Raw genomic sequence first — 24,477 nt, forward strand, 5'->3', positions numbered from 1 at the left:
ACACTTCGACCACCATGATTGAGCAGAGGGGCCCCACCCCGGTACGGACCGGCATCGTCGACGCCGCCCGCACGCTGACCGTCGCGACCGGCTGGGACGGCGTCCGGATGGGTGCCGTCGCGAACGCCGCCGGGGTGAGCCGGCAGACCGTGTACAACGAGTTCGGCAGCAAGGCAGGGCTCGCCGAGGCGCTCGCCCGCGCCGAGGTGGACCGGTTCGTCGGCGCCGTCCGGACCGCTCTGCTCGCCCACGGCACCGACGTACGGGCCGGCGCGTCCGCGGCCATCGCGCACACCCTCACCACGGCGGCGGAAAACCCCCTGGTCAAGGCCATCCTGAGCAGCGCCCGAGGCGGCTCGGACGAGCTACTGCCGTACCTCACCACCCGGGCTGAGATGGTGCTCACCGAGGCGGCCGGCGCGCTGATCGACTGGGCCGGCGACCACCTGCCCGGAGCGGACCAGGCAGCGCTGGCCTTCGCCGCCGACACCATCGTCCGCCTGGTGGTCAGCCACATCGTGCTTCCCCGCGAACCGATCGAGCAGACCGCCACGGCCCTCGCCGACCTTGCCGTACACCTCTTCAGCGCCGCCGCCCGCCCCGCCCTCTGACCCGCGCCGGCCCGGCGCGGGGCGACGCGGCACGGCCCGGCCGGGGCGGCGCTCGCGGGGGTTAGCGGATGACGCGGCCGCGGAGGATCGTGCGGGACGGGGCGCGAACGACGCGCAGGTCGCGGCGGGGGTCCTCGGGGTAGACGGTCAGGTCGGCAAGGCCGCCCTCGACGAGGCCGGGGAAGCCGAGCCACTCCCGGGCGCCCCAGGAGGCGGCGGCGAGCACGTCGACCGGCGCCATGCCGGCCCGCTCGTGCAGCAGCAACATCTCCTCGGCGGCGAGGCCGTGGTCGATGCCGCCGCCGGCGTCGGTGCCCACGTAGATCGGCACCCCCGCCTCGTGCGCGGCACGTACCACCTCGGGGAAGCCGTCGCGCAGCGCGAGCATGTGGTCGGCGTACCCGGGGAACTTGGCCCGCGCCTGCTCGGCGATGTCCCCGAAGGTGACGATATTGATCATCGTGGGGATCAGTGCGGTGCCCTGCCGGGCCATCTCGTCGACCAGGTCGAGGCTCAGCCCGGTGCCGTGCTCCACCGAGTCCACCCCGGCCCGCACCATGATCTCGACGGCCGACTCGGAGAACGTGTGCACGGCGGCGCGTACCCCGGCGTCGTGCGCGGCCCGCACGGCCGCGGTGAGGGTGTCCGCGTCCCAGGCGGGCGCCAGGTCACCCACACCCCGATCGATCCAGTCGCCGACCAGTTTGACCCAGCCGTTGCCGGCCCGCGCCTGCGCGGCCACCGTCGCGGCCACGTCGGACGCGTCGACCTCCACGCCGATGTCGCGCAGGTAGCGCTTCGGCGGCGCGACGTGCTGGCCGGCGCGGGCCAGTCGCGGCAGGTCCGGTTCGTCGTCCAGCTCTGGGTACGGGTACGGCGAACCGGCGTCGCGGATCGCCAGCACTCCGGCGTCCCGGTCGACGTGGGCCAGCTCGCGGGCCTGGTCGAGAGAGGTGATCGGGGCGCCGCCGTGGGCGATGCCGATGTGGCAGTGCGCGTCGACCAGGCCCGGCAGGACGAAACCACCGTCGACGACCGTCTCCGCACCGGGCACCGGGGTGAAGGTCACCCGGTCGCCGACCAGCCAGAGATCCCGGACCTCGTCGTCGGGGAGCAGCACAGCGCGCACGTGAAGAGCCATGCGCACAGTCCTACCCGATCACGCCCCGTCGGGAGCGAGCAGGTCGTTCTTCCGGGCGGTCAGGGCCGGCAGGTCCACGGATGACGTCGCCCTACCGTCACCGACACACTCAGCGGGGGCGGTTGTCGCCGCCCTTGCCGAGCTTGTTGAAGTCGATCTTCGGGAGCTTGAAGCCCGGCGGCAGGCCCTGGCCGGCGGCCAGGTCGTTCGGGTCCATCCCCGGTGGGAGCTGCGGCATGCCGCCCGGGAAGCCGCCCGGCATTCCGGCGCCGGCCCCGGTACGTGGACGACCGCCACCCTTGGTGCCCTTGCGCTTGTTCTTCGGCGACTTGGTCGCCTTACGCCGGCCACCGCCGGGCAGGCCCATCATGCCGCCCATCTGCTTCATCATCTTCTGCGCGTCGGCGAAGCGGTTGAGCAGCTGGTTGACGTCCATCACGGTGACCCCGGAGCCGTTGGCGATACGGGCCCGGCGAGAGCCGTTGATGATCTTCGGGTTGGTCCGCTCGCCCGGGGTCATCGACCGGATGATCGCGGTGACCCGGTCGAAGTGGGTGTCGTCCAGGTCGGCGAGCTGGTCCTTCATCTGCCCCATGCCGGGCATCATGGCCAGCACGTTGGCGATCGGGCCCATCCGCCGCACCGCGATGAGCTGGTCGAGGAAGTCCTCCAGGGTGAACTGCTCACCGCCCATCAGCTTGGCGGTCATCTTCTCCTTCTGATCGGAGTCGAAGGCCTGCTCGGCCTGCTCGATCAGAGTGAGGACGTCGCCCATGCCGAGGATCCGGCTGGCCATCCGGTCGGGGTGGAAGACGTCGAAGTCCTCCAACTTCTCGCCGGTGGAGGCGAACAGGATCGGCTGCCCGGTCACCTCGCGCACCGACAGCGCGGCACCGCCACGGGCGTCGCCGTCGAGCTTGGAGAGCACCACGCCGGTGATGCCGACGCCGTCACGGAACGCCTCGGCGGTGCGGACGGCGTCCTGACCGACCATCGCGTCGATGACGAAGATGACCTCGTCCGGCTGAACGGCGTCGCGGATGTCAGCGGCCTGCTGCATCATCTCGGCGTCGATACCGAGTCGGCCGGCGGTGTCGACGATGACGATGTCGCGGGCCGCCCGCTTCGCGTGCTCGATCGACGCCCGCGCCACCTGCACCGGGTCACCGGTGCCGTTACCGGGCTCCGGGGCGTACACCTCGACCCCGGCCCGGCCACCGAGCACCTGAAGCTGCCCGACGGCGTTGGGGCGCTGGAGGTCGGCGGCGACCAACAGCGGCTGGTGCCCCTGGCCCTTGAGCCAGCGGGCCAGCTTGCCGGCCAGGGTCGTCTTACCGGAACCCTGGAGGCCGGCCAGCATGATCACCGTCGGGGGCTGCTTGGCGAACTGGAGGCGTCGCCCCTCGCCGCCGAGCACGTTGATCAGCTCTTCGTTGACGATCTTGATGATCTGCTGGGCCGGGTTCAGCGCCTGGGAGACCTCGGCGCTGCGGGCACGCTCCTTGACGGCCGCGATGAAGCCCTTGACGACCGGCAGCGCGACGTCCGCCTCCAGCAGCGCGAGGCGAATCTCACGCGCGGTGGCGTCGATGTCGGCGTCGGTGAGCCGCCCCTTGCCGCGGAGCTTGGTGAAGATCCCGGACAGGCGGTCACTCAAGGTGTCAAACACGCGAACATCCCGTTTGTCAGTGTTCCGGCGGGCATAACGCGGCCGGCACTGCGAAGTCCGGCCACCGCTAGGGTAGCCGCCCGGTACCGGGGCCGCTGTCGCCCGGCCCGGGCCTCACTCCGGGACCAACCCCGACTGGTACGCGAAGACGACGAGCTGGGCCCGGTCCCGGGCTCCCAGCTTGCCCATCGCCCGGCTGACGTGGGTCCGCGCGGTCGCCGGGCTGACCACCAGCCGGGCGGCGATCTCCTCGTTGTTCAGGCCCTCACCGACCAGGCCGACCACCTGGCGCTCCCGGTCGGTCAGCGCGTCCAACCGAGGGTGCGGACGAAGCACCCGGGACGGCCGGGTGGCGAACTCCCGCACCACCCGACGGGTCACCGACGGCGACAGCAGCGCCTCCCCCTCCGCGACCAGCCGGATCGCGCGCAGCAGCTCGGCCGGTCGGGTGTCCTTGGTGAGGAACCCGCTCGCGCCGTGCCGCAGCGCGTCGAAGACGTACTCGTCCAGCTCGAAGGTGGTGAGCACCACCACCCGCGTACCGGTCAGGTCGGGGTCCGCGACGATCCGCCGGGTCGCCTCGATACCGTCGATGCCGGGCATGCGGATGTCCATCAGCACCACGTCCGGCCGTTCCCGGCGCGCCAACTCGACCGCCCGGAGCCCGTCGGCCGCCTCGCCGGCCAGCGAAAGGTCGTCCTCGCTCTCCACCAGCGCGCGCAGACCGAGCCGGACGAGGTCCTGGTCGTCGGCGATCAGGACCCGGATCACGTCGTCGGCTCCACGGGCAGCCGGGCGTACACCCGGAACCCACCATCGGCGCGCGGCCCGGTGGTCAACCGCCCGCCCAATGCCGCGACCCGCTCCCGCATCCCGGCCAGCCCGTGGCCGTCGCCACCGTCACCGTCACCGGCCAGATCCGCCCCATCGGTGGCAGCGCCCGTGCCCCGGTCCGTGACCTCGACGGTCAACTCGTCGGCCCGGTAGCCGACGACCACCTCCGCGTCGGACACCCCGGCGTGGCGCAGCACGTTGGTCAACGCCTCCTGCACCACCCGGTACGCGGCCAGGTCCACCGTCGCCGGCAGTTCCCGAGGGTCGCCGACCACGCGCACCTCGACGGCGAGACCGGCCCCGGCCAGCCGGTCGCGCAGCGCCGGTAGCCGGGCCAGACCGGGCACCGGCCCGCGCTCGGCACCCTGCCGCACCGCGCCCAGCGTGACCCGGAGTTCGTCCAACGCCTCCCGACTTGTCCGGCTGATCGCGGTCAGCGCGGTCTCCGCCTGCTCGGGCCGTTTCGGCAGCAGGTGCAGGGCGATCTCCGCCTGCATGCTGATCGCGGCGAGCCCGTGCCCCACCACGTCGTGCACCTCCTGCGCGATCCGCAACCGCTCCTCGTCGGCCTGCCGCCGGGCCTGCTCGGCGCGACTGCGAGCCTGCTCGGCGCGGTTGCGGGCGGCTGCCTCGCGGTTGACCCGCACCACCATCCCCACCGCGAACGGTACGACCACCCAGGCCGACGCGGGCAGCACTCCGGCCCAGCCCGGCGCCGGACCCCGCGACCAGAAGACGTGGGTCAGCAGCAGCACGAACGCGCCACCGGTGGCGAGCGCCGCCGGGCGCACCGGCAGTCGCACCGCCACGCTGTACACCGCGATCAGGAAGGTGAGCAGGATCGGCCCGTACGGGTAGCCGAGCACGAGGTACGTCGAGGTGGCCACGGTGACCACGGCGAGGGTGGCCACCGGGGCCCGGCGCCGGGCCGGCAGGGCCAGCGCGGCGACCACGATCAGCACCCGGCAGGCGGCGTCCACCGGCCTCGACCCCGGCTGGTTGTCCCCGGCCAGGCCGGTGGCGAGCAGCCCGAACGCGAGCAGCACCAGGGCGAGCACGGCGTCGGCCGCCGCCTCCTGTCGCCCGGTCCATCGCATGGCCGTCATTCTGCCCGCGTCGATGCCGTCAGGCGTGCGTCCACGAGCGGCACCGCAGCTACGCCCCCGGACGTACCCGCCGCCGAGGGTGGCCGGAACACCCGATCGCACCGCGTCGGTGGCGGACGCCCTCATGAGCCTGATGACCCTGAGGCATCAAGATGACTCTGAGGTATCACGCTCGTGGGAGCGACCGGCCGACCTGAGCGGCCAACGGCCGAAAATCCAGGCGCACCGCGCGGCCGCACCCGTCGACCAGGCGGCCAGCCGCGCCAGCGCCCCCGAGTGGGTCAGACGGCGGCGAGGACCGCGGCCTCCAGGCGGGCCCGGGTGGCGTCGTCCGGCCAGCCACCGACCAGGTAGAAGGCGTCCACGACGTCGGCGCCGAGAGTGGAGATGCGGGCCGCGCGGACCAGGGCACCAGCCTCGTCGAGGGCGCAGGTGACCCGGTAGAGCAACCCGGCGGCGTCGGCCGCGCGCAACTCCAGCAGTACCGCGTCGGTGGCCGCCTCGCGGTGCCAGACCACCCGGGGAGCAGCACCGCCGCCACGGGCGGCGAGCGCACGGCCGCGCAGCCGCTGGGTGACCGACACGTCGCCGCCGACCGCCCTGCGCAGGTCGGCGCGGAGTGAGACCGGGTCCGGCGGCAGGCCGTAGCGGGGTTGCACCCGGCACTCGACCAGGGCCCGGCCGTCGACCACGGAGGCGTCCGCCGAGATCACCTCCAGCCGGTGCAGGGCCAGGCAGCCGGCAACCGTGGCGAGCAGGCCCCGCCGGTCGGCGGCGGCGACGGACACCCGGTCCCCGGTCAGGTGGACGACCGGCAGTGGCCCGGCCAGCAGCGCCGGGTCCGGTGCGGGCGGTTCGGGAAGCACGCCGGTGTCCAGTGCGGTGCGGACCCGGGCGACCAGCTCGGCGACGAGCCGCCCCTTCCAGTCCGACCAGGCCGCCGGCCCGGTCGCCGCCGCGTCGGCGCGGACCAGCGCGTGCAGCAGATCCAGGGTGCCGGTGTCACCGACCGCCTCGGCCACCGAGGCGATGGTGACGGGGTCGGCCAGGTCCCGGCGGGTGGCCACGTCGGGCAGCAGCAGGTGCAACCGGACCAGCGTGCCGATCAGCTCGACCTCGGTGGGAGGCAGACCGATCCGGGTCGCCACCGCCTGGGCCAGTGGCACACCGACGGTGCTGTGATCGCCGGCGAGGCCCTTGCCGATGTCGTGCAGGAGTGCGCCGAGGAGCAACAGGTCGGGACGCTCCACCTCGCGGGCGTGCCGGCTGGCCTCGTGGGCGGTCTGCACGAGGTGCCGGTCGAGGGTGTAGCGGTGCACCGGGTTGTGCTGGGGCAGGCTGCGCAGCCTGGTCCACTCGGGCAGCCAGCCGTCGACCAGCCCGTACCGGTCGCAGGTCTCCCACGCCGGTACCAGGCCAGGACCGGCGCCGAGCAGGGTGATCAGCGCGGCCCGGGCCTCGGCCGGCCAGGGCGCGGGCAGCGGAGGGCAGTACGCCGCCAGCCACTCGCAGGTGGCCCGGGCGATCGGGATTCGGGTCGCGGCCGCCGCGGCGGCCATCCGCAGGGAGAGGCTCGGGTCGGGGCGTGCCCCGATCGCCGTCCGGGCGAGCACCAGTTCCCCGTCGTGTTCGACCACGTCGCGGGCCACCGGGCGGCGGGCGGGTCGACCGTTCCCGCCGCGGGACCGGCCGGAGCGCAGCCGGTCGGCGGCACGGAACGCGTCGTCCAGGGCGTGGCTGACCGTGCGCGCGTCACCGGCGACCCGACGCAGGAGGGCGTCACCGTCCTCCAGCCCGAGCAGCGTGGCCACCCCGTCGCGCTCCTGGGCCACCAGCCGGTCGACCCGGCGGCCGACCTGCCGGTGCAGGGCGTCCCGAGTGTCCAGCAGGCGCAGGTGGGCGGCGCGTACGGCGGGGCGCAGCGCGTCGGTGATGCCGGCGGCGGAGATGGCCCGCAGCAACCCCACGTCGCGCAGACCGCCGGCGGCCTCCTTGAGGTCGCCTTCGAGCAGGAAGGCCAGCTCACCGTGGGCCTGCCAGCGGGCTTCGGTGACCTCGCGCAGGCCGGGCAGATGCCGGACGGCGGTGCGCCGCCAGTGGTCGGCGGCGGTGCGGATCAGCGCGTCGGCCAACTCCCGGTCGCCCACGACCAGCCGGGCGTCGAGTAACCCGAGGGCGACCTTGACGTCGTCCTGGGCCACCGAGAGCGCCTCCGAGACGGTCCGTACCGAATGGTCGAGCCGCAGGCCGGCGTCCCAGATCGGGTACCAGACCGAGGCGGCCAACTCGTCCGTGCCCGGCACACCCGCGTGCAGCAGAACCAGGTCGAGGTCGCCGTACGGCGCGCACTGTCGCCGGCCGAGCCCACCGACGGCGATCAGCGCGACCCCCTCCCGCGCGGGCAGCAACCCGCGCAGAAAGGTGTCGTACGCGGCTGCCCGCCGCTGCCGGGCGGACTCCCCGATCCCCCCGGGAACGCCGACGACCTCGTTGATCAAGAGGTTCGCGTCGCCGTCATCGGCGTGCCCTGACGCGTTCTTCTTGATCAACGAGGTCATGTCAGTCGTGGTCGAGGTCAGAGTGCGTCGAGGCCGCGCTCGCCGGTACGCACCCGGACGACCTCGTCGACGCCGGTGACCCAGACCTTGCCGTCGCCGATCTTGCCCGTACGGGCTGCCCCGACGATGGCGTCCACCACCTTTTCCACGTCGATCTCGTCGGTGAGCACCTCGACCCGGATCTTGGGCAGGAACTCGACCGTGTACTCGGCACCCCGGTAGACCTCGGTGTGCCCCTTCTGCCGCCCGTACCCCTGGACCTCGCTGACGGTCAGCCCGGCCACCCCGAGGGCGTGCAGGGCCTCCTTCACCGCGTCCAGTTGGTACGGCTTGATGACCGCGGTCACCAGCTTCATGTCCAACCCCTCCATCCCAGGAACGTTAACCGGCGACCTTCTCGCTGACCGGCGCGGCGGGCTCCGCCTCCGGCTTGGCACCGCTCGTCGTACCGCCACCGGGGGTGCCGATGCCGGCCATCGCGAACGCGCTGCCCGCACCGCTGCCCGACGGAGACAGGTCGTATCCGCTCTCGGCGTGCTCGCCGATGTCGATGCCGTCGACCTCGGCCTCACCCTTGACGCGGAACCCGATCGTCTTCTCGATGACGAAGGCGAGCACCCAGGCGATACCGAACGACCATACGGAGACGATCAGGCCGGCGAGGGCCTGCCGCCCGAGCTGGGTCGCGCCGCCGCCGTAGAAGAGACCGTCGGAGGCACCCACCACGTCGGTGATCGCGGCGTTGACCGAGTTGGTGGCGAAGAGACCGAGCCACAGCGACCCGATCCAGCCGCCGACGAAGTGCACGCCGACCACGTCGAGGGAGTCGTCGTAGCCGAGCTTGTACTTGAGGCTGACGGCGAGCGCACACACGGCCCCGGCGACGATGCCGAGCAGGACGGACGCCCAGGGGGCGATGAAACCACAGGCCGGGGTGATCGCGACCAGGCCGGCGATGGCGCCGGACGAGGCGCCGACCATCGTCGGCTTCCGGTCCTTGATCCACTCGACCGCGATCCAGCCGAGCACCGCGGCTGCCGTGGCGAGCTGGGTGTTGATGAACGCGAGGCCGGCGACCGAGTCGACGGTCAGCTCGGAGCCCGCGTTGAAGCCGAACCACCCGAACCACAGCAGACCGGCGCCGAGCGCGACCAGCGGGATGTTGTGCGGCTTCATGCCCTCGCGCGGCCAACCGAGCCGCTTGCCGAGCACCAGCGCCACGGCCAGGGCCGCCGCACCGGCGTTGATGTGCACCGCGGTGCCACCGGCGAAGTCCAGTGCGTGGATGTCCGCGCCGATGATCCCGCCGCCCCACACCCAGTGGGCGACCGGGAAGTAGACCAGGGTGGCCCAGCCGAAGGCGAACAGCAGCCAGCCGGCGAACTTGGCCCGGTCGGCGATGGCACCGCTGATCAGCGCGACCGTGATCACCGCGAAGACCATCTGGAAGGCCATGAACACGTAGAGCGGGACCCCGATGCCGCTGGGGTTCTCCGCCGTGGCACCCCACAGATCGGTCTCGGCGAGGAAGGTCTTGGTACCGAGGTACGCGCCCGGGTCGCCCCAGAATCCGTTCACGTCGGCCCCGAAGGCGACGCTGAAGCCGTAGAACCACCACAGAATAGAGATGAGCCCGATGGCGGAGAAGCTCATCATCATCATGTTGAGTACGCCCTTGGCCCGGTTGAGGCCGCCGTAGAACAGCGCCAGTCCGGGGGTCATGAGCAGCACGAGCGCGGTCGAAACCAGCAGCCAAACGGTATTGGCGCCGTCGATCGTCGGTGCTTCAGGCACGCTGGCCTCCTAAAGGTGAATTTCCTCCTTCGCGGCTTTCCGGGGCAGCGTCGCCCGTAGGCCGGTTGCGCGGAAGCTTCGCGGCCGGCTGTTTCACCCAGGGACCCGTGCCGGTTTCCGTTTCGTGACGGGTTGTTTCGTACGTGTCACGAAGTCCGCACACTACGCGGCATGGACGGTGGTGGATCAGCCAGACGACGTACGCCGATGGCTGACCGGCCAGACACATCGACCGGCACGCTCACCGGTGCTGGCCGAGCATCGACCGGCCGGCGCTCAGCGGAGGGCGTCCTCCAGGGCGTGCCGCTCGTAGTCGAGCAGCCGCAGATCCCGCATCGGCCGGCGCAGGTGCCCCTTGTGCACGATCCGGACGAACGCCGGCTCACCGGCGGCGGCCATCCGGCGGATCCCCTCGACGTGGTCCACGATGCGCTTGCGGATGGTCCGGATGAGCCGGTGCCGATCCCGGGGGATCAGCCCGTACGCGTCGGCGAAGAGCCGCAACCGGCGCGGCCGGTCCGGGTGCTTCCAGCCCAGCGTGATCGAGTCCCGGTCCGCGAAGATCGGCACCCACGTCCAGGCCGCGTACGCCACGTCGTAGATCCGCGCTCCGGGCGAGGCGAGGTCGAAGTCGATCAGCCCGAGGGTGCCGTCCGGCCGCCAGATCACGTTGTGCGGCGCGGCGTCGTGGTGGCAGATGACCTCGGTGTCCGGTGGTGGGGGTCCGAAGGAACGCCAGACCGCCCCCGGTGCCGGAGTGAAGCCGTACTGGGCGTCGTGGAACATCCGCAGCATGGTGGCGACGGTGACCAGCGCCTCGTCGGTCACCCAGTGCGGGGCGAGCGGATACTCTCCGCACTCCCCCTCCAGGTACGACAGCACCTCACGGTTGCGCTCGTCCATCCCGAGCGCGCGGGGGGCGCCGGTGAACCCCACGTACTCCAGGTGCCGCAGCAGGGCGTGCACGGATGGTGTCCACGGCCCGGCGTTGCGGCGGACCGTGTCACCGACGCGGACAACGGTGCTCACGTTGCCGCCGTGCAGCGGGATCTCCTGCGAAGTCACGTACGGTCTCCCGAGGCGCTGCGAAGGGTGGCCGGGGTCGCGCCAGCCCGCGTACGCGCGGTTGTCACTGGTCACCCGAGACTACGCGTCCCGTCCGGTGGCCTCGGTCCCCAGCAACGCGTCAACGAACTGCGCCGGGTCGAACGGGGCCAGGTCGTCCTTGCCTTCACCGAGGCCGACCAGCTTCACGGGGATGCCGAGCTTGCGCTGCACGGCGATCACGATGCCGCCCTTGGCGGTGCCGTCGAGCTTGGTCAGCACCACGCCGGTCACGTTGACCACCTCGGTGAAGACCCGGGCCTGCTCCAGGCCGTTCTGCCCGGTTGTGGCGTCCAGGATGAGCAGTGTCTCGTCGATCGGGCCCTGCTTCTCCACCACCCGCTTGACCTTGCCCAGCTCGTCCATCAGGCCAACCTTGTTCTGCAGTCGGCCGGCGGTGTCGATGAGCACGGTGTCCACGCCGGTGTCGATGCCACGCTTGACCGCGTCGAAGGCGACGCTGGCCGGGTCGGCGGCCTCGGGCCCACGGACGGTCTCGGCGCCGACACGGGAGCCCCAGGTCTCCAGCTGGTCCGCGGCGGCGGCCCGGAAGGTGTCCGCCGCGCCGAGCAGCACGCTCCGACCGTCCGCCACCAGCACCCGGGCGATCTTGCCGCAGGTGGTGGTCTTGCCCGCGCCGTTGACGCCGACGACGAGGACCACCGCCGGCACGCCCTCCTTCGGGGCGGTCCGCAACGATCTGTCCAGGCTCGGGTCGAGCGCGTTGACCAACTCGGCGGCGAGCAGTGCGCGCAGCTCGGAGGCCGAGCGGGTGCCCAGCACCCGGGTGCGCTCGCGCAGCCGGTCGACGATGTCCCGGGTGGCATCGACGCCGACGTCGGCGGTGATCAGGCTGTCCTCGATCTCCTCCCAGGCGTCCTCGTCGAGGTGGTCGCGGGCGAGCAGACCGAGCAGACCCTTGCCGAAGACGTTCTGCGAGCGGGACAGTCGCGAGCGGAGTCGGACGAGCCGCCCGGCGGTCGGCTCGGGCACCTCAACGGGTACCTCGATCACCGGCGGCGGCTCGACCAGGACGCCGGTGGACAGATCGGACTCCGGTGCCTCGACCGGCGGGCCGGCGAGATCCTCCTCGGCCCTGGTGTCGACCTCGGTACGCGGCAGCGGGGGCTCGGGCCGCCGCCGCAATCGCGGCACGACCAGCCCGACTGTGCCGGCGATCAGCACACCGAGCAGGACCAGAGCGAGGACGAGATATTCGGCCATGCCGGAATCCTGTCAGATGCGGGCGGCGGCGTCCCAGCCACCGCACCCGGCCGGTGCCACGAACCGCCGGTAGGCTCGGCCGCATGCCCGCCGCACACCTGCTCATCGGCCCCCTGCTGCGGCGCGTGGTGGACACCAGGGCGACCGTCTGGGTGGAGACGGCGGCGCCCGCCGTGGTCACCGTCCGGACCGCCGACGGCGCCACCGGCACCGCACCCACCTTCTCGGCGTACGACCACCACTACGCCCTCGTGGTGGTGGAAGGCCTCACTCCGGACAGCGCGACCACCTACGAGGTGCTGGTCGACGATGAGTTGGTCTGGCCGGTGCCGGGCAACGGCTTCCCGCCGAGCGTGATCCGCACCCGGGCCGCCGACGACCGGGACCAGCCGGTCAACCTGATCTTCGGCTCGTGCCGGGAGACCACCCAGCACGCCACCACCCGGAAGCTGCCGCCGGACGCGCTCGACGCGTACGCCCGGCGGTTGATGGCCGACCCGGAGTCGAACCCTCTGCCTGATCTGCTGATGCTGCTCGGCGACCAGGTCTACGCCGACGTCACCTCGCCCACGGTGCGCCGGCTGCTGCGTCGGCGGCGGCGGCGTCCGAAGGACGCACCGGCCGACCAGGTGGTGAGCTTCGACGAGTACACCAAGCTCTACCTGGAGTCCTGGCGCGATCCGGAGATCCGCTGGCTGCTCTCCACCGTGCCGAGCGTGATGATCTTCGACGACCACGAGATCATCGACGACTGGAACACCTCGGCGGCGTGGCGCGCCGAGGTGCGCGAGCAGCCGTGGTGGCAGGAGCGGATCGGCAGTGGGCTCGCCTCGTACTGGGTCTACCAGCACCTGGGCAACCTCTCCCCCGACGAGATCGCCGCCGATCCGGTGTTCGCCAAGGTCGCCGCGTCCGAGGACGCCACCGGCGTGCTGCGCGAGTTCGGGCACCGGGTCGACCAGGAGTCGGACCTGGCGCACGACACCGAACGCTGGCGCGCGGTGCAGTACCAGTGGAGCTACGCACTGGACCTGGGCCGGACCCGGCTGATCATGCTGGACAACCGGTGCAGCCGGGTGCTTGATCCGGGCGGTCGGGCCCTACTGCCGCCCGGCGAGTGGTCCTGGTTCCTCGACCAGGCCCACGGGGTCTACGACCACCTGGTGGTCGGCGCCTCGCTGCCCTGGCTGCTGCCGCAGGGCATCCATCACATCGAGGCGTGGAACGAGAAGCTGGCCGACTCGCGCCACCCCTGGGTGGCACGCGGGGCGGAGAAGCTGCGCCGCGCACTGGACCTGGAGCACTGGGCGGCGTTCCGGCGCTCCTTCGAGGCGCTCGCGGAGACCTTCGCCCGGATCGGCACCGGCACTCCGGCGCGGCCGGGTGCGCGGGTCGGCGCCGGTCCGGCGTACGCCCCACCGGCGTCGATCAGCGTGCTCTCCGGGGACGTGCACCACTCGTACGTGGCCCGGGCCCGGTTCGCCGACCCGGCGGTGGTCACCCCCGTGCATCAGCTCACCTGCTCCCCGATTCACAACCAGGTGCCGGCCGGCATCCGTCCGCTGATGCGGCTCGGCTGGTCGCCCGGCCCGGCCGGTGCCACCCGGGCGCTGGCCCGCTCGGCGGGTGTGCGGCGACCGGGGGTGCGCTGGCGCAAGCTGGCCGGCCCGTACTTCGGCAACGCGGTCGCCACCCTGACCCACCAGGGGCGTGGGGCCGACGTGACCATCGAGGGCACCACGAAGGACGGCCAGCTACGCCCGGTGATGCGGCGTCGACTCTCGGGCGCCGGTAAGCCGACCTCCCCGTAGTCTCTACGCCGTGGATGAGCACCTGCCGGAGCCGATCCGGGCGGTCGAGCACGAGTTGACCGCTCTACTGCGTCGCGGACGGGCGGTTTCGTGGGAGATCGCCCGGGAGGTGCACCCGAACCTTGAGCCGAACACCTACGGGCTGTTGCTCTGGTTGCGACGCAGCGGATCGATCCGGTTGACCGAGTTGGCGGCACGGCTCGGCGTGGGCAAGGGCACGCTGAGCCGGCAGATCAATGCGCTGGAGGTCCTCGGCCTGGTCTACCGTGACCCGGATCCGAGTGACCGACGGGCCGCGCAGATCAGCCTCACCGAGGAGGGGCAACGCCGGTTCGACGTGGCCCGGGCCGCCCGGCTGGGGGAATTCGTCCGAGCTCTGGACGGCTGGCCGGACCGGGACGTCGAGGAGTTCGCCCGGCTGCTCGGCCGGTTCAACGACTCCTGGCAGTAACGCCGCACGGCGGGGAATAGGGGCCCGGTTCCCACAAGTTGTTGCTTAAGGCAACTAAGGCATACGGTTGCCTCAGGCAACTCTCAGGCGGCCAGCGCCCACCAGCCCTCCGCCGCTCCACCTCGACTCCTCCCGGAGGCAGCAACGATGAGCCAGGCGACAGCGCCCTCGCGGGCGACCGGCGTCGACATGACCCACCGGCAGATCCTGGAGGCCCTCTCCGGCCTGCTGCTGGGCATGTTCGTCGCGATCCTCTCCTCCACGGTCGTCTCGAACGCGCTGCCGAGGATCATCACCGAGTTGCACGGCGGCCAGTCCGCGTACACCTGGGTGGTCACCTCGGCCCTGCTCGCGACCACCGCGACCACCCCCATCTGGGGCAAGCTCGCAGACCTGACCAGTAAGAAGATGCTGGTCCAGCTCTCCCTGGGGATCTATGTCCTGGGCTCGGTGCTGGCCGGCGCCGCGCAGGGCACCGGTGAGCTGATCGCCTGTCGGGTGCTCCAGGGCATCGGCGCCGGCGGCCTCACCGCGCTGGCTCAGGTGATCATGGCGACCATGATCGCGCCGCGCGAGCGGGGCCGCTACAGCGGCTACCTCGGCGCCGTGATGGCCGTCGGCACCATCGGCGGCCCGCTGATCGGCGGCGTGATCGTCGACACCTCGTGGCTCGGCTGGCGCTGGTGCTTCTACGTCGGGGTGCCCTTCGCCATCGCCGCGCTGGTCGTGCTCCAGAAGACCCTGCACCTGCCGGTGGTGAAGCGGAAGGCGCAGATCGACTGGTGGGGCGCCACCCTGATCACCGCTGCCGTCTCGGTGCTGCTGATCTGGGTCTCGCTCGCGGGTAACCAGTTCGACTGGCTCTCCTGGCAGTCCGCCGTCATGGTGATCGGCGCCCTGGTGCTCGGCGCGCTGGCGATCCGGGTGGAGACCCGGGCCGCCGAGCCGATGATCCCGCCGCGACTGTTCCGCAACCGCACCATCACCCTGGCCGTCGTCGCCAGCATCGCGGTCGGCGTGGGAATGTTCGGCGCCTCGGTCTTCCTCGGCCAGTACTTCCAGATCAGCCGCGGGCAGAGCCCGACCATGTCCGGCCTGATGACCCTGCCGATGATCCTCGGCCTGCTGGTCTCCTCCACGCTGAGCGGTCGGATCATCACCAGGACCGGCCGCTGGAAGCGGTTCCTGGTGGCCGGTTCGGCGCTGCTCACCGTCGGCTTCGCGCTGATGGGCACGCTGCGGGCGGACACCAGCTTCACCCTGCTCAGCGTCTACATGGCGGTGATCGGCATCGGCCTGGGCATGACCATGCAGAACCTGGTCCTCGCGGTGCAGAACACCGTCGGCCCGCACGAGCTCGGTGCGGCCAGCTCGGTGGTGGCGTTCTTCCGCAGCCTGGGTGGCGCCATCGGCGTCTCGGCCCTCGGCGCGGTCCTCGCCCACAAGGTCAAGGACTACCTGGCCGAGGGCCTGGCCCAGCTCGGCATCCCCGCGTCCAGCGCGGGTAGCGGTGGCACTCTGCCCGACGTGCACACCCTGCCCGGCCCGCTGCGCGCGGTGGTGGAGAGCGCGTACGGCCACGGAGCCGGTGACATCTTCCTGGCCGCCGCCCCCTTCGCGTTGATCGCGCTGATCGCGGTGAGCTTCATCAAGGAGGTGCCGCTGCGGCAGCACAACGGCGATCCGGTTTCCGACGAGGTCGAGCGGGAATCGACAGTCGCTGCCGGCGCTGGCGCAGCGGTGGTCCGGACCGGCGAGCAGAGGTGAGGTGAGGCATGGGGGTGGGAGCACCGGACCGCGAGGAGTACGGCCCCCGGACCCGACCGTTGCCCTTCGAGCGTGGCACGGACGGTCCTCGGGTGATCATGGTCGGCGTCGACGGCACCCGAACCTCCGAGCGGGCCGGCTCCTACGCCGCCGGCCTGGCCCGCCGGCAGGGCGCCGCCCTGGTGGTGGTCTTCGTCAGCTCGGCGAGCGGGCTGACCGCCCTGGTACCCGGGATGGACGCGGGCGCGGTCCAGCGCAGCCACGACGAGTTGGCCGACGAGCTGCGCCGGGAGTGCCGGCGAGGGGCCGAGCAGTGGGGCATTCCGGTGACCTTCGTGTGCCGGCGCGGCGACGCGTACGGCGAGTTGTGCGCGGCGGCCGACGAGTTCCAGGCGGACATGGTGCTCGTGGGCGCCTCCGAGCAGGCCGGTCACCGGCTGGTCGGCTCGGTCGCCACCCGCCTGGTCCGCACCGGCCGCTGGCCCGTCGTCGTCGTGCCCTGATAACCCCTCGCGACGGGTCCGGTGTGCCGGGCAGGATGCGCGGCATGACCTGGATCGCACCGGAGATCACCCGGACCCCCGAACCGTACGTCGGCAACGAGCGCACCATGCTCGAAGGCTGGCTCGACTACCACCGGCAGACCCTGCTGCTCAAGTGCGCCGGTTTGACCGAGGAGCAGCTGCGCACCCCGAGCGTCCCGCCCTCCGGGCTGACGCTGCTCGGTCTGGTCCGGCACCTGGCCGAGGTCGAGGCCTGGTGGTTCCGGGAGAACTTCGCCGGCGAGCGGGTCGACTACCCGTACTTCACCCCGGAGACGCCGGACGCCGACCACGACGTCAGCGCCGCCGACGCCGAGACCGACTTCGCCATCTTCCACCGCGAGGTGGCGCTGGCCCGGGAGGCCGCCGCCGGCCGCTCTCTCGACGAGACGTTCACCGAGGTCAGCGCGAAGAAGCGCACCTTCAACCTGCGCTGGGTGTACGTGCACATGATCGAGGAGTACGCCCGGCACAACGGGCACGCCGACCTGATCCGGGAAGGCATCGACGGCGTCACCGGCGAGTGACCGGCGTTCAGTAGTTCAGGGCCGCCCGCAGGTAGCGGAGGTCGGCGTGGCCGCCCCAGCGGTGCGCCGACAGCCCCGCGGACCGGGCGCCCCGTACGGCCCAGTCCTCGTCGTCGACGAAGAGCACCCGGGCCGGCGGGGTCGCCAGGGCCACGCAGGCGGCCTGGAAGTACTCCGGGGCCGGCTTGTGCACCCCGAGCGTCGAGGAGTTGACCACCACGTCCAGCTCGCCGACGAGGCCGAGCGCGGCCAGGTCGGCGTCGAGCAGGTCGGTGGCGTTCGTGGCCAGGCCGACCGTGATCCCGCCGGCCCGTGCCTCCCGGACGAAGTCGAGCACCTCGGTGTCCACCTCGCCCCGGTAGCGCTGCCACTGCTCCACCGCCGCCCGGGCCCGGTCCCGCCCGCCCGCCCGCTCGGCGAGCGCGTCGGCCACGCTTTCCACCCAGTCGGCGTGGTTGACCTGGCCGGTGAGCACCGGCTGGAGCCGACCCCACTGCATGGCGATCTCGGTGAGCACCCCGTCGGCGAGGCCGTAATCACGCTCCACCCCGGCGGCGACCGCCGGGTCGAACCGGCGCAGTACGCCGTCCAGGTCCAGCAGGAGCGCCGTCGCGCGTTCCCGAGCCACTACCCGTTCTCCTCGCCGCGGCCGTGCCGCTGGTCGTCCTCGTCGGCTCGATTGAGCCGTTGGCTGATCACCTGGGTGACCCCGCTGCGCATGGTCACTCCGTACAGCGCGTCGGCGATCTCCATCGTCCGCTTCTGGTGCGTGATGACGATCAGCTGACTCTTCTCCCGCAACTGTGCCAGCAACATGATCAGCCGGCCCAGGTTGACGTCGTCCAGGGCCGCCTCCACCTCGTCCATGATGTAGAACGGGCTGGGCCGGGCGCGGAAGATCGCCACCAGCATGGCCACCGCGGTCAGTGATCGCTCGCCACCGGAGAGCAGGGACAGCCGCTTGATCTTCTTGCCCGGCGGCCGGGCCTCCACCTCGACGCCGGTGGTGAGCAGGTCCTCCGGGTCGGTGAGGATCAGCCGGCCCTCGCCGCCGGGGAACAGGACGGTGAACACCTGCTCGAACTCGCGCGCAGTGTCCTCGAACGCGCTGGCGAAGACCTCCAGGATCCGCTCGTCCACGTCCTTGACCACGGTGAGCAGGTCCCGACGGGTGGCCTTGAGATCCTCCAACTGCTCGGAGAGGAACTTGTAGCGCTCCTCCAGCGCGGCGAACTCCTCCAGCGCGAGCGGGTTGACCTTGCCGAGCAGGGTCAGTTCGCGTTCCGCCTTCGCGGCGCGCTTCTCCTGCACCGGCCGCTCGTAGCGGACCGGTTCGGGCACCGGCAGGCCGTCGCGTTCGGCCGTCGCGACGTCGACCTGGGTCGGCGGGACGGGCTGAGTGGGGCCGTACTCGGCGACCAGGGTCTCCACGTCCAACCCGAAGTCCTCGGCGGCCTTCGCCTCCAGTTGCTCGATGCGCAGCCGTTGCTCCGCACGGGCGACCTCGTCGCGGTGCACCTGGCTGGTCAGCCGCTCCAACTCGGCGCCGAGCCGCTTGGCCGCCCCGCGTACCTCCTGAAGCTCTGCCTCGCGGGCGGCGCGTTCCCGGGCGACCGCGTCGCGGTGCTCCTCGGCGGTCGCGATCGAGACCGTGAGCCGGGTGAGGGCCTCCCGGGCGCCGCCGGCGACGGCCCGGGCGATGCCCGCGCCCCGGGTGCGCGCGGCACGCCGGGCCGCGGCACGTTCCCGGGCGGCCCGCTCCGCGGTGGCCTGCCGGGCCAGTGAGTCGGCCCGGCCCGCGATCGAGGAGACACGCTCCTCGGCGGTACGCACCGCGAGCCGGACCTCCATCTCGTTCTGCCGGGCCTGCGGCACCATCGCGGCGAGCTGGTCCCGCTCCTCGGTGGAGGGTTCGGCGTCGACCGGGGTCTCCTCGGCCAGCCGCAGCCGCTCCTCCAACTCGTCGAGCGTGGTGAGGTCCCGCTGTCGGGCCGCCTCGGCGCGGGCCCGGGACTCGCCGAGGCGGTCGGTTTCCGCCTTCGCGGAGCGGGCCGCCGCGCCCAGCTCCGCCAGCCGGCGGGCGGCGGCGTTGCGGTGGCTCTCCGCCTCACGCTTCTCGGCGGCGGCGTGCTGCACGGCCTCCTTGGCGGCGGCCACCTCGGCGCGTGCCTCGACGAGCTGGTCACGCAGCTCCGCGCCAGCGCGCTCGGCGGTGAGCCGGTTGGCGCGGGCCTCCTCGACGGCCGCCTGCACCTCGATGTAGCTGGGAGCCTTGGCCGACCCACCAGCCGCCGCGTACGCCCCGACCACGTCACCGTCCGGCGTGACCGCCCGCAGCTCGGGGTTGCCGGCGACCAACTCGGCGGCGGCGGCGAGATCGTCGACGAGCGCCACGTCACGCAACGCCCGGTGCACCGCCGGACGCAGCTCGGCACCGCACTCCACCAGGTCGGGGGCCCACCGGGCGCCGTCGGGCAGCTTCGGGCGCAGCGCGTCGGCGGAACCGGTCATGCCGGGCCCCGCCGGGCTGCCGACCAACAGGCCGGCCCGGCCGGCGTCGGAGATCTTCAGCAGCCGCATCGCCTCGACGGCTTCGTCCACCCCACTGATGGCGACCGCGTCGGCGAGGCCACCGAGCGCGGCGGCCAGCGCGGCCTCGTGGCCCGGCGCGACGGTGAGCAGCCCGGCGAGGCTGCCGAGCAGGCCGGGCACATCGCCGGCGCGGGCGAGCAACGCCCCAGCGCCGTCCTTGCGCCGCAGGCCCAGGGCGAGCGCCTCCTCCCGGGCCTTCCAGGTGGCGGCGTCCTTCTCCGCTGCCCGCTCGGCGTCGGCCAGCGATCGCACGGTGGCCTGCGCCCGCTCCTGTGCGGCGACCGCCTCGGCGTGCCGGGCGTCCAGGTCCGCGTTGTCCCGGTCCGCCTCGGTGGACTGGGCGGCGACCGCGTCCAGCTCAGCCTGCGCCTGCTCGGCGCGGCCCAGCGCGTCGGCGTGCGCGACGGCGAGCCGTTCGATCTCCTCGCCGGCGCTGGTGGTCCGGGCACGTGCCGAGTTGACCTGGCCGGTGAGTCGGGCCATCCCCTCGCGCCGGTCGGCAATGGCCTTGGCCGCAACGACCAGCTCCCGCTCGGCGGCGGCGAGCTGACGTTCCAGTTCCTGGCGGCGCTCCACCGCCTCGGCCAGCCGGATCTGGTCGTCAGTGAGCGCGGCGCGTAGCTCCTCCTCCTGCTCGCGGACCCGCTCCGCCTCGGCCTCCAGCTGGTCCGGGTCGCGGCCGGGCCGCTCGTCGTCGCCGCTGGCGCTGAGGTGCCGCAGCCGCTCCCGGGCCAATTGTTCGATCGATCGGAAGCGTTCCTGCAAAGCGGACAACTTGTACCAGGTGTCCTGGGCAGCGGCGAGCAGCGGAGCGTCCTCGGCCAGCGCGGCCTCCAGCTCGCCGAGCCGGCCCTGCACCTCGGCGTGCTCGCCCTCGATCTGCTCGCGCCGCTCCCGCAGCGCCGTCTCGTCGGCGATCTCCCGGTCGAGGGTGGTCCGCAGGGTGGCCAGGTCGTCGGCGAGCAGGCGCAGCCGGGCGTCGCGCAGGTTGGCCTGGATGGCGGCGGCGCGCCGGGCCACCTCCGCCTGCCGGCCCAGCGGCTTGAGCTGACGGCGCAGCTCGGCGGTGAGGTCGCTGAGACGGTTGAGGTTGGTCTGCATCGCGTCGAGCTTGCGCAGGGCCTTTTCCTTGCGCTTGCGGTGCTTGAGGACGCCGGCCGCCTCCTCGATGAACGCCCGGCGGTCCTCCGGCTTGGCGTGCAGCATGCCGTCGAGTCGCCCCTGCCCGACAATGATGTGCATCTCCCGGCCGATGCCGGAGTCGGACAGCAGCTCCTGGATGTCGAGCAAGCGGCAGGAGTTGCCGTTGATCTCGTACTCGCTCTCGCCGGAGCGGAACATCCGGCGGGTGATGGAGACCTCGGTGTACTCGATCGGCAGCGCGCCGTCGGTGTTGTCGATGGTGAGGGTGACCTCGGCGCGACCCAGCGGCGCCCGGCCGGCGGTGCCGGCGAAGATGACGTCCTCCATCTTGCCGCCGCGAAGGGCCTTGGCGCCCTGCTCGCCGAGGACCCACGCGATGGCGTCGACGACGTTGGACTTGCCGGAGCCGTTCGGGCCCACCACGCAGGTGATCCCGGGCTCCAGCTTCAACGTCGTGGCGGAGGCGAAGGATTTGAACCCCTTCACCGTCAGGCTCTTGAGATACACCTTCTCGATCCTCGTCCGGTGGCCGCCGTACCGTCGCCGGCTGCGGGGACCTGGGTGAACTCGCAGACTAACCCGGTGGTGGGAGCGGGCCGGCACGCGACCCGCCCCGGCCGTGGGCGTCGAGGGCGTGGGACGCGAACGCGCTGTTGTTCCGGCGGTCGCGATAAAGACAAGGACCGTTCATGATCGGCGTATCCGTCGACGCGCTTTTCGGAACCGCCGACACCGTTCCAGCGCGACCAACCGCAAGATCACAAATCGTCGGCCACGAAAGGGACCGGACAGCGTTGCGCGCCGGCACAGGGGTGTCGGCGCGCATTTTTGCGATGGTGCGATTCAGTTTTTCGACGCGAAGATCAGGTCAGCGCCGGCTCGGCCAGCCGGAGCAGATCGTCCGCCTCCGCCGCAGCCGCCGCGAGCCGATCATTGTCGGCACGCAGACGCGTGATCTCGAACTCCAGTGCCTGAACCCTGGCACGCAGTCGGGTGACCTCGTCGAGCAGACGCCGGTCGGGCGCTGCACCTACGTGGCCGTAGAGGGCCTTCGCCATGCTGACTCCTTGATATGCGCTGCCGGAAAGGCCGGCCAACGCGCGCCCATTCGTACGCGGCTGTCATTCCAGGCTGTATCTGGGCATGACCGGGCGCGACTGGCGACACCTATATATTGAGCCGCAAACCCCTCCTTCGTCAAGTTCTCGCAGGCCGTAGATCATCTCCACGTCGACCTGTCCACTTGTCGGGGGGCTGCCTCAAGGCACGGACACGCTCTGTCCGGACGCCTTTACTGTACGCCTGGATTCCCGGAAGTCCGCCCCTTGGCGTCCGACTTCCCCTTAACTCTTCCTTAGCCACGTTGCCGCAGGTCGCGGGCGCGCCGTAGCGTCACCCCGGCCCGTAATCGACCCCTGGAGGCATAGGCGTGTACGGCTGGACCGACCCGATGGACCCGAACGGCGCCCCCCGGCGCGCCGATCGGCCGACCGACGAGCCGGCCTGGCTGCACGACCGCCCGGAGCCCCGTTCGTCCTACCTGTTCGGTGACGACCCCGACCAGCCCGGTGACGAGTGGCACCGGGAGCAGCCCACCGCCGATCGGCAGTCAGACCGGCCGGACCCCTCGGGGGCGTTCGACGCGCGCACCGCCGCCTGGCCGGCCCAGCAGCCGAATGGCGAGACCGGCGGCTGGAACGACAACCGCCCGGTCGAGGACAGCCCGGGCGGCTGGCACACCGACGTGGACGCGGCGACCACCGGAGGCTGGCACACCGACGCCGACCCGGAGGCGAGCGACGGCTGGCGCGCGGACGCCGCCGCGACCGGCCGGACCGGCGAGGGGCGGCACCGCTCCCCGCGCCGCTGGCGCCAGCCGCTGATGATCGGTGGCGCCGCCGCGGCGGCCACCCTCGTGGTGAGCTTCGGCGTCGGCGCGCTCGGGTTGCCCGGCGGCGACGGCGGGGGCAGTCGGCCGACGGCCGTCGACGACACGTTCGCCGCGTCGGCGGTGCCGACCGAGGAGCCCGCCCTCGACGCACTCGCCGCCCCCTCCCCGTCCGCCACACCCAGCCCGGCGCGGCCCAGCCCGTCGCCGAGCAAGGTCGTCAAGCCCACCCCGGCGGCGTCGCGGACCACCGCCGCGTCGCGACGCGGCGTCGAGCGCAGCAGCGCGCCGAGCACGACCAGCAGCTCGGGTTCCGGCGGCTCCAGCGGCACCGTCAGCGCCCAGGCGCGCGAGGTGGTGGACCTGGTCAACGCCGAGCGGGCCAAGGCGGGCTGCAAGGCGCTGAGCATCGACGACAAGCTGATGACCGCCGCACAGCGGCACAGCCAGGATCAGGCCGACCACGAGAACATGTCACACACCGGCAGTGACGGCAGCAACGCCGGTGTCCGGCTCGACCGCGTCGGCTACGCCTGGCGCACGTACGGCGAGAACGTGGCCTGGAACCAGAAGACCCCGGCTGCGGTGATGGACGCCTGGATGAACAGCTCCGGCCACCGGGCCAACATCCTGAACTGCGCGTTCACCGAGATCGGCGTCGGCATCGCCAGCAGCAACGGGCCGTACTGGACGCAGGTCTTCGCGGCGCCGCGCTGACCGCGCGTCGTTCCCGCCCCCGCGCTCGTTTGACCCGGTGAGGTACGCCGGGCCGGAGCGTGGAGGCGGCGTACCGGTGGGGACGGCGACAGGCCGTCCGGGACCCGGGAGCTGCCGATGCGGATCCGGCCGCGGCGACACGCCGCCGTACGCCCACTGCACCGCGTCCTGTCGGCCGGCGTCGCACTCGCCCTGGTGGTGCCGGCGTACGGGTGTCGAGCCGAACTGGTCCCGCCCGGCGCGCCCACCCCGTGGCCGGCCGCGCAGGCCCGCCACTGGCAGTGGCAGTGGCAGCTCAGCGGGCCGCTCGACCCGGCGGTGGACGCGGATGTCTTCCTGCTCGACCCGGTGGCCACCACCGCCGCGCAGACCGCCGAGCTGCGCTCCCGGGACCGCCGACTGATCTGCCAGGTGCACGTCGGGTCGGTCGGCTCCACCGACCCGGACGCGAGCCGGTTCCCCGACGGCGTACAGGGCTCGGCCGGGCGTCGTCCCGACAGCCGATGGCTGGACGTACGGGCCTGGGACGCGCTCGAGCCGGTGCTGGCCGACCGGTTCCGGCTCTGCCGGGGCAAGGGCTTCGGCGCGGTGGCGCTCGCCGACGCCGACGGGTACGTGTCGCGCACCGGCTTCCCACTCGACTTCGACGACCAGTTGTTGTTCAACCGCCGGCTGGCCCAACTGGCCCGCTCACTGAGCCTCTCCCCCGGGCTGGTCAACGACGTGCCGCAACTGGCCGCGCTGGCCCCGGACTTCGACTTCGCGGTCAACGAGGAGTGTGTCCGGCTGGACCAGTGCGCCAAGCTGCTGCCGTTCGCCGACGCCGGCAAACCGGTCTTCCACGTCGAGTACACCGGCTCGACCAACGACTTCTGCGTCACCACCGTCGGCTACGGCTTCGCGTCGATCCGCAAGGACCGCACGTTGGATGCGTGGCGGGAAGCCTGCCCACTGTCCTGAGACCCCGGAAACACCACTGGGCCGGCCCCGGTCGAGGG

At 72.3% G+C, this 24,477-nt stretch carries 20 protein-coding genes; 8 read left to right on the top strand and 12 right to left on the bottom strand.

The features are described 5' to 3' along the window. The first annotated feature begins 14 nt into the window (after positions 1-14). The gene (locus ACQEUX_RS18400) at positions 15-611 is read left to right on the top strand and encodes a TetR family transcriptional regulator (protein WP_433049010.1); all 597 of its coding nucleotides are present in this window, start codon (positions 15-17) and stop codon (positions 609-611) included. A gap of 61 nt (positions 612-672) precedes the next feature. On the opposite strand, the gene ACQEUX_RS18405 is transcribed toward ACQEUX_RS18400, so the two are convergent. The 9 genes from ACQEUX_RS18405 to ftsY all read right to left on the bottom strand — a co-directional run bounded on the left by ACQEUX_RS18405 (position 673) and on the right by ftsY (position 12,041). Then, a complete protein-coding gene (locus ACQEUX_RS18405; RefSeq protein ID WP_433049013.1) occupies positions 673-1,752 on the bottom strand; it encodes an amidohydrolase family protein in 1,080 nt (359 codons plus the stop codon). A gap of 109 nt (positions 1,753-1,861) precedes the next feature. After that, positions 1,862-3,421 carry a signal recognition particle protein gene (gene ffh / locus ACQEUX_RS18410; RefSeq protein ID WP_433049016.1) on the bottom strand — a complete coding sequence of 520 codons (1,560 nt, stop codon included), beginning with the start codon at positions 3,419-3,421 and terminating at the stop codon, positions 1,862-1,864. A 114-nt stretch (positions 3,422-3,535) separates the two neighbouring features. Next, positions 3,536-4,192, bottom strand: a complete 657-nt coding sequence (locus ACQEUX_RS18415; protein ID WP_433049019.1) for a response regulator transcription factor — start codon at positions 4,190-4,192, stop codon at positions 3,536-3,538. Then, positions 4,189-5,352: a sensor histidine kinase gene (locus ACQEUX_RS18420; RefSeq protein ID WP_433049022.1), complete on the bottom strand. Its 1,164-nt coding sequence runs from the start codon at positions 5,350-5,352 to the stop codon at positions 4,189-4,191. Before ACQEUX_RS18420 ends, ACQEUX_RS18415 begins: the two co-directional genes overlap by 4 nt. Positions 5,353-5,642: 290 nt before the next feature. Next, positions 5,643-7,919 (bottom strand): [protein-PII] uridylyltransferase, encoded by a 2,277-nt coding sequence (locus ACQEUX_RS18425; protein WP_433049025.1) that lies wholly within the window; start codon positions 7,917-7,919, stop codon positions 5,643-5,645. Positions 7,920-7,936: 17 nt separating this feature from the next. After that, positions 7,937-8,275: a P-II family nitrogen regulator gene (locus ACQEUX_RS18430; protein WP_433049966.1), complete on the bottom strand. Its 339-nt coding sequence runs from the start codon at positions 8,273-8,275 to the stop codon at positions 7,937-7,939. Positions 8,276-8,300: 25 nt separating this feature from the next. Then, positions 8,301-9,713, bottom strand: coding sequence for an ammonium transporter (locus tag ACQEUX_RS18435; protein ID WP_433049028.1), 1,413 nt, complete (start codon positions 9,711-9,713; stop codon positions 8,301-8,303). A gap of 276 nt (positions 9,714-9,989) precedes the next feature. Then, a complete protein-coding gene (locus tag ACQEUX_RS18440; protein WP_433049031.1) occupies positions 9,990-10,853 on the bottom strand; it encodes an aminoglycoside phosphotransferase family protein in 864 nt (287 codons plus the stop codon). 6 nt (positions 10,854-10,859) lie between these two features. Next, positions 10,860-12,041: a signal recognition particle-docking protein FtsY gene (gene ftsY, locus ACQEUX_RS18445; RefSeq protein ID WP_433049034.1), complete on the bottom strand. Its 1,182-nt coding sequence runs from the start codon at positions 12,039-12,041 to the stop codon at positions 10,860-10,862. Between the two features lie 83 nt (positions 12,042-12,124). On the opposite strand from ftsY, the gene ACQEUX_RS18450 reads away from it, so the two are divergent. The 5 genes from ACQEUX_RS18450 to ACQEUX_RS18470 all read left to right on the top strand — a co-directional run bounded on the left by ACQEUX_RS18450 (position 12,125) and on the right by ACQEUX_RS18470 (position 17,139). Then, on the top strand, positions 12,125-13,852 hold the full coding sequence (locus ACQEUX_RS18450) for an alkaline phosphatase D family protein (RefSeq protein WP_433049037.1): 1,728 nt from the start codon (positions 12,125-12,127) through the stop codon (positions 13,850-13,852). A 10-nt stretch (positions 13,853-13,862) separates the two neighbouring features. Then, the gene (locus ACQEUX_RS18455) at positions 13,863-14,303 is read left to right on the top strand and encodes a MarR family winged helix-turn-helix transcriptional regulator (RefSeq protein ID WP_433049040.1); all 441 of its coding nucleotides are present in this window, start codon (positions 13,863-13,865) and stop codon (positions 14,301-14,303) included. 147 nt (positions 14,304-14,450) lie between these two features. Next, entirely contained in the window at positions 14,451-16,070 is a 1,620-nt protein-coding gene (locus tag ACQEUX_RS18460) for an MDR family MFS transporter (RefSeq protein WP_433049043.1), read from the top strand. An 8-nt stretch (positions 16,071-16,078) separates the two neighbouring features. Then, complete coding sequence (locus ACQEUX_RS18465; protein WP_433049046.1) at positions 16,079-16,573, top strand: universal stress protein; 495 nt, start codon at positions 16,079-16,081, stop codon at positions 16,571-16,573. A 44-nt stretch (positions 16,574-16,617) separates the two neighbouring features. Then, on the top strand, positions 16,618-17,139 hold the full coding sequence (locus ACQEUX_RS18470) for a DinB family protein (RefSeq protein ID WP_433049049.1): 522 nt from the start codon (positions 16,618-16,620) through the stop codon (positions 17,137-17,139). A gap of 7 nt (positions 17,140-17,146) precedes the next feature. On the opposite strand, the gene ACQEUX_RS18475 is transcribed toward ACQEUX_RS18470, so the two are convergent. From ACQEUX_RS18475 to ACQEUX_RS18485, 3 genes are all read right to left on the bottom strand, one after another. Then, positions 17,147-17,767 carry an HAD family hydrolase gene (locus ACQEUX_RS18475; protein ID WP_433049052.1) on the bottom strand — a complete coding sequence of 207 codons (621 nt, stop codon included), beginning with the start codon at positions 17,765-17,767 and terminating at the stop codon, positions 17,147-17,149. Then, positions 17,767-21,381, bottom strand: a complete 3,615-nt coding sequence (gene smc, locus ACQEUX_RS18480; protein ID WP_433049055.1) for a chromosome segregation protein SMC — start codon at positions 21,379-21,381, stop codon at positions 17,767-17,769. The genes ACQEUX_RS18475 and smc overlap by 1 nt, the downstream gene beginning before the upstream one ends. A 356-nt stretch (positions 21,382-21,737) precedes the next feature. After that, complete coding sequence (locus ACQEUX_RS18485) at positions 21,738-21,932, bottom strand: hypothetical protein (RefSeq protein WP_007456482.1); 195 nt, start codon at positions 21,930-21,932, stop codon at positions 21,738-21,740. Positions 21,933-22,303: 371 nt separating this feature from the next. Between ACQEUX_RS18485 and ACQEUX_RS18490 the strand changes: the two genes are divergently transcribed. Then, the gene (locus ACQEUX_RS18490; RefSeq protein ID WP_433049060.1) at positions 22,304-23,479 is read left to right on the top strand and encodes a CAP domain-containing protein; all 1,176 of its coding nucleotides are present in this window, start codon (positions 22,304-22,306) and stop codon (positions 23,477-23,479) included. A gap of 117 nt (positions 23,480-23,596) precedes the next feature. Further along, positions 23,597-24,439, top strand: coding sequence for an endo alpha-1,4 polygalactosaminidase (locus ACQEUX_RS18495; protein ID WP_433049063.1), 843 nt, complete (start codon positions 23,597-23,599; stop codon positions 24,437-24,439). Positions 24,440-24,477 lie beyond the last annotated feature (38 nt).

It is taken from the genome of Micromonospora sp. CA-259024, assembly GCF_050936255.1.
GTDB lineage: Bacteria > Actinomycetota > Actinomycetes > Mycobacteriales > Micromonosporaceae > Micromonospora.

Excerpts from the sequence above, each read along its gene's own strand:
- ACQEUX_RS18430 (WP_433049966.1), bottom strand. The coding sequence starts at position 8,275 with ATGAAGCTGGTGACCGCGGTCATCAAGCCGTACCAACTGGACGCGGTG.
- ACQEUX_RS18450 (WP_433049037.1), top strand. The coding sequence starts at position 12,125 with ATGCCCGCCGCACACCTGCTCATCGGCCCCCTGCTGCGGCGCGTGGTG.
- ACQEUX_RS18460 (WP_433049043.1), top strand. The coding sequence starts at position 14,451 with ATGAGCCAGGCGACAGCGCCCTCGCGGGCGACCGGCGTCGACATGACC.
- ACQEUX_RS18400 (WP_433049010.1), top strand. The coding sequence starts at position 15 with ATGATTGAGCAGAGGGGCCCCACCCCGGTACGGACCGGCATCGTCGAC.
- ACQEUX_RS18425 (WP_433049025.1), bottom strand. The coding sequence starts at position 7,919 with ATGACCTCGTTGATCAAGAAGAACGCGTCAGGGCACGCCGATGACGGC.
- ACQEUX_RS18470 (WP_433049049.1), top strand. The coding sequence starts at position 16,618 with ATGACCTGGATCGCACCGGAGATCACCCGGACCCCCGAACCGTACGTC.
- ftsY (WP_433049034.1), bottom strand. The coding sequence starts at position 12,041 with ATGGCCGAATATCTCGTCCTCGCTCTGGTCCTGCTCGGTGTGCTGATC.
- ACQEUX_RS18495 (WP_433049063.1), top strand. The coding sequence starts at position 23,597 with ATGCGGATCCGGCCGCGGCGACACGCCGCCGTACGCCCACTGCACCGC.
- ACQEUX_RS18465 (WP_433049046.1), top strand. The coding sequence starts at position 16,079 with ATGGGGGTGGGAGCACCGGACCGCGAGGAGTACGGCCCCCGGACCCGA.
- ACQEUX_RS18420 (WP_433049022.1), bottom strand. The coding sequence starts at position 5,352 with ATGCGATGGACCGGGCGACAGGAGGCGGCGGCCGACGCCGTGCTCGCC.
- ACQEUX_RS18405 (WP_433049013.1), bottom strand. The coding sequence starts at position 1,752 with ATGGCTCTTCACGTGCGCGCTGTGCTGCTCCCCGACGACGAGGTCCGG.
- ACQEUX_RS18485 (WP_007456482.1), bottom strand. The coding sequence starts at position 21,932 with ATGGCGAAGGCCCTCTACGGCCACGTAGGTGCAGCGCCCGACCGGCGT.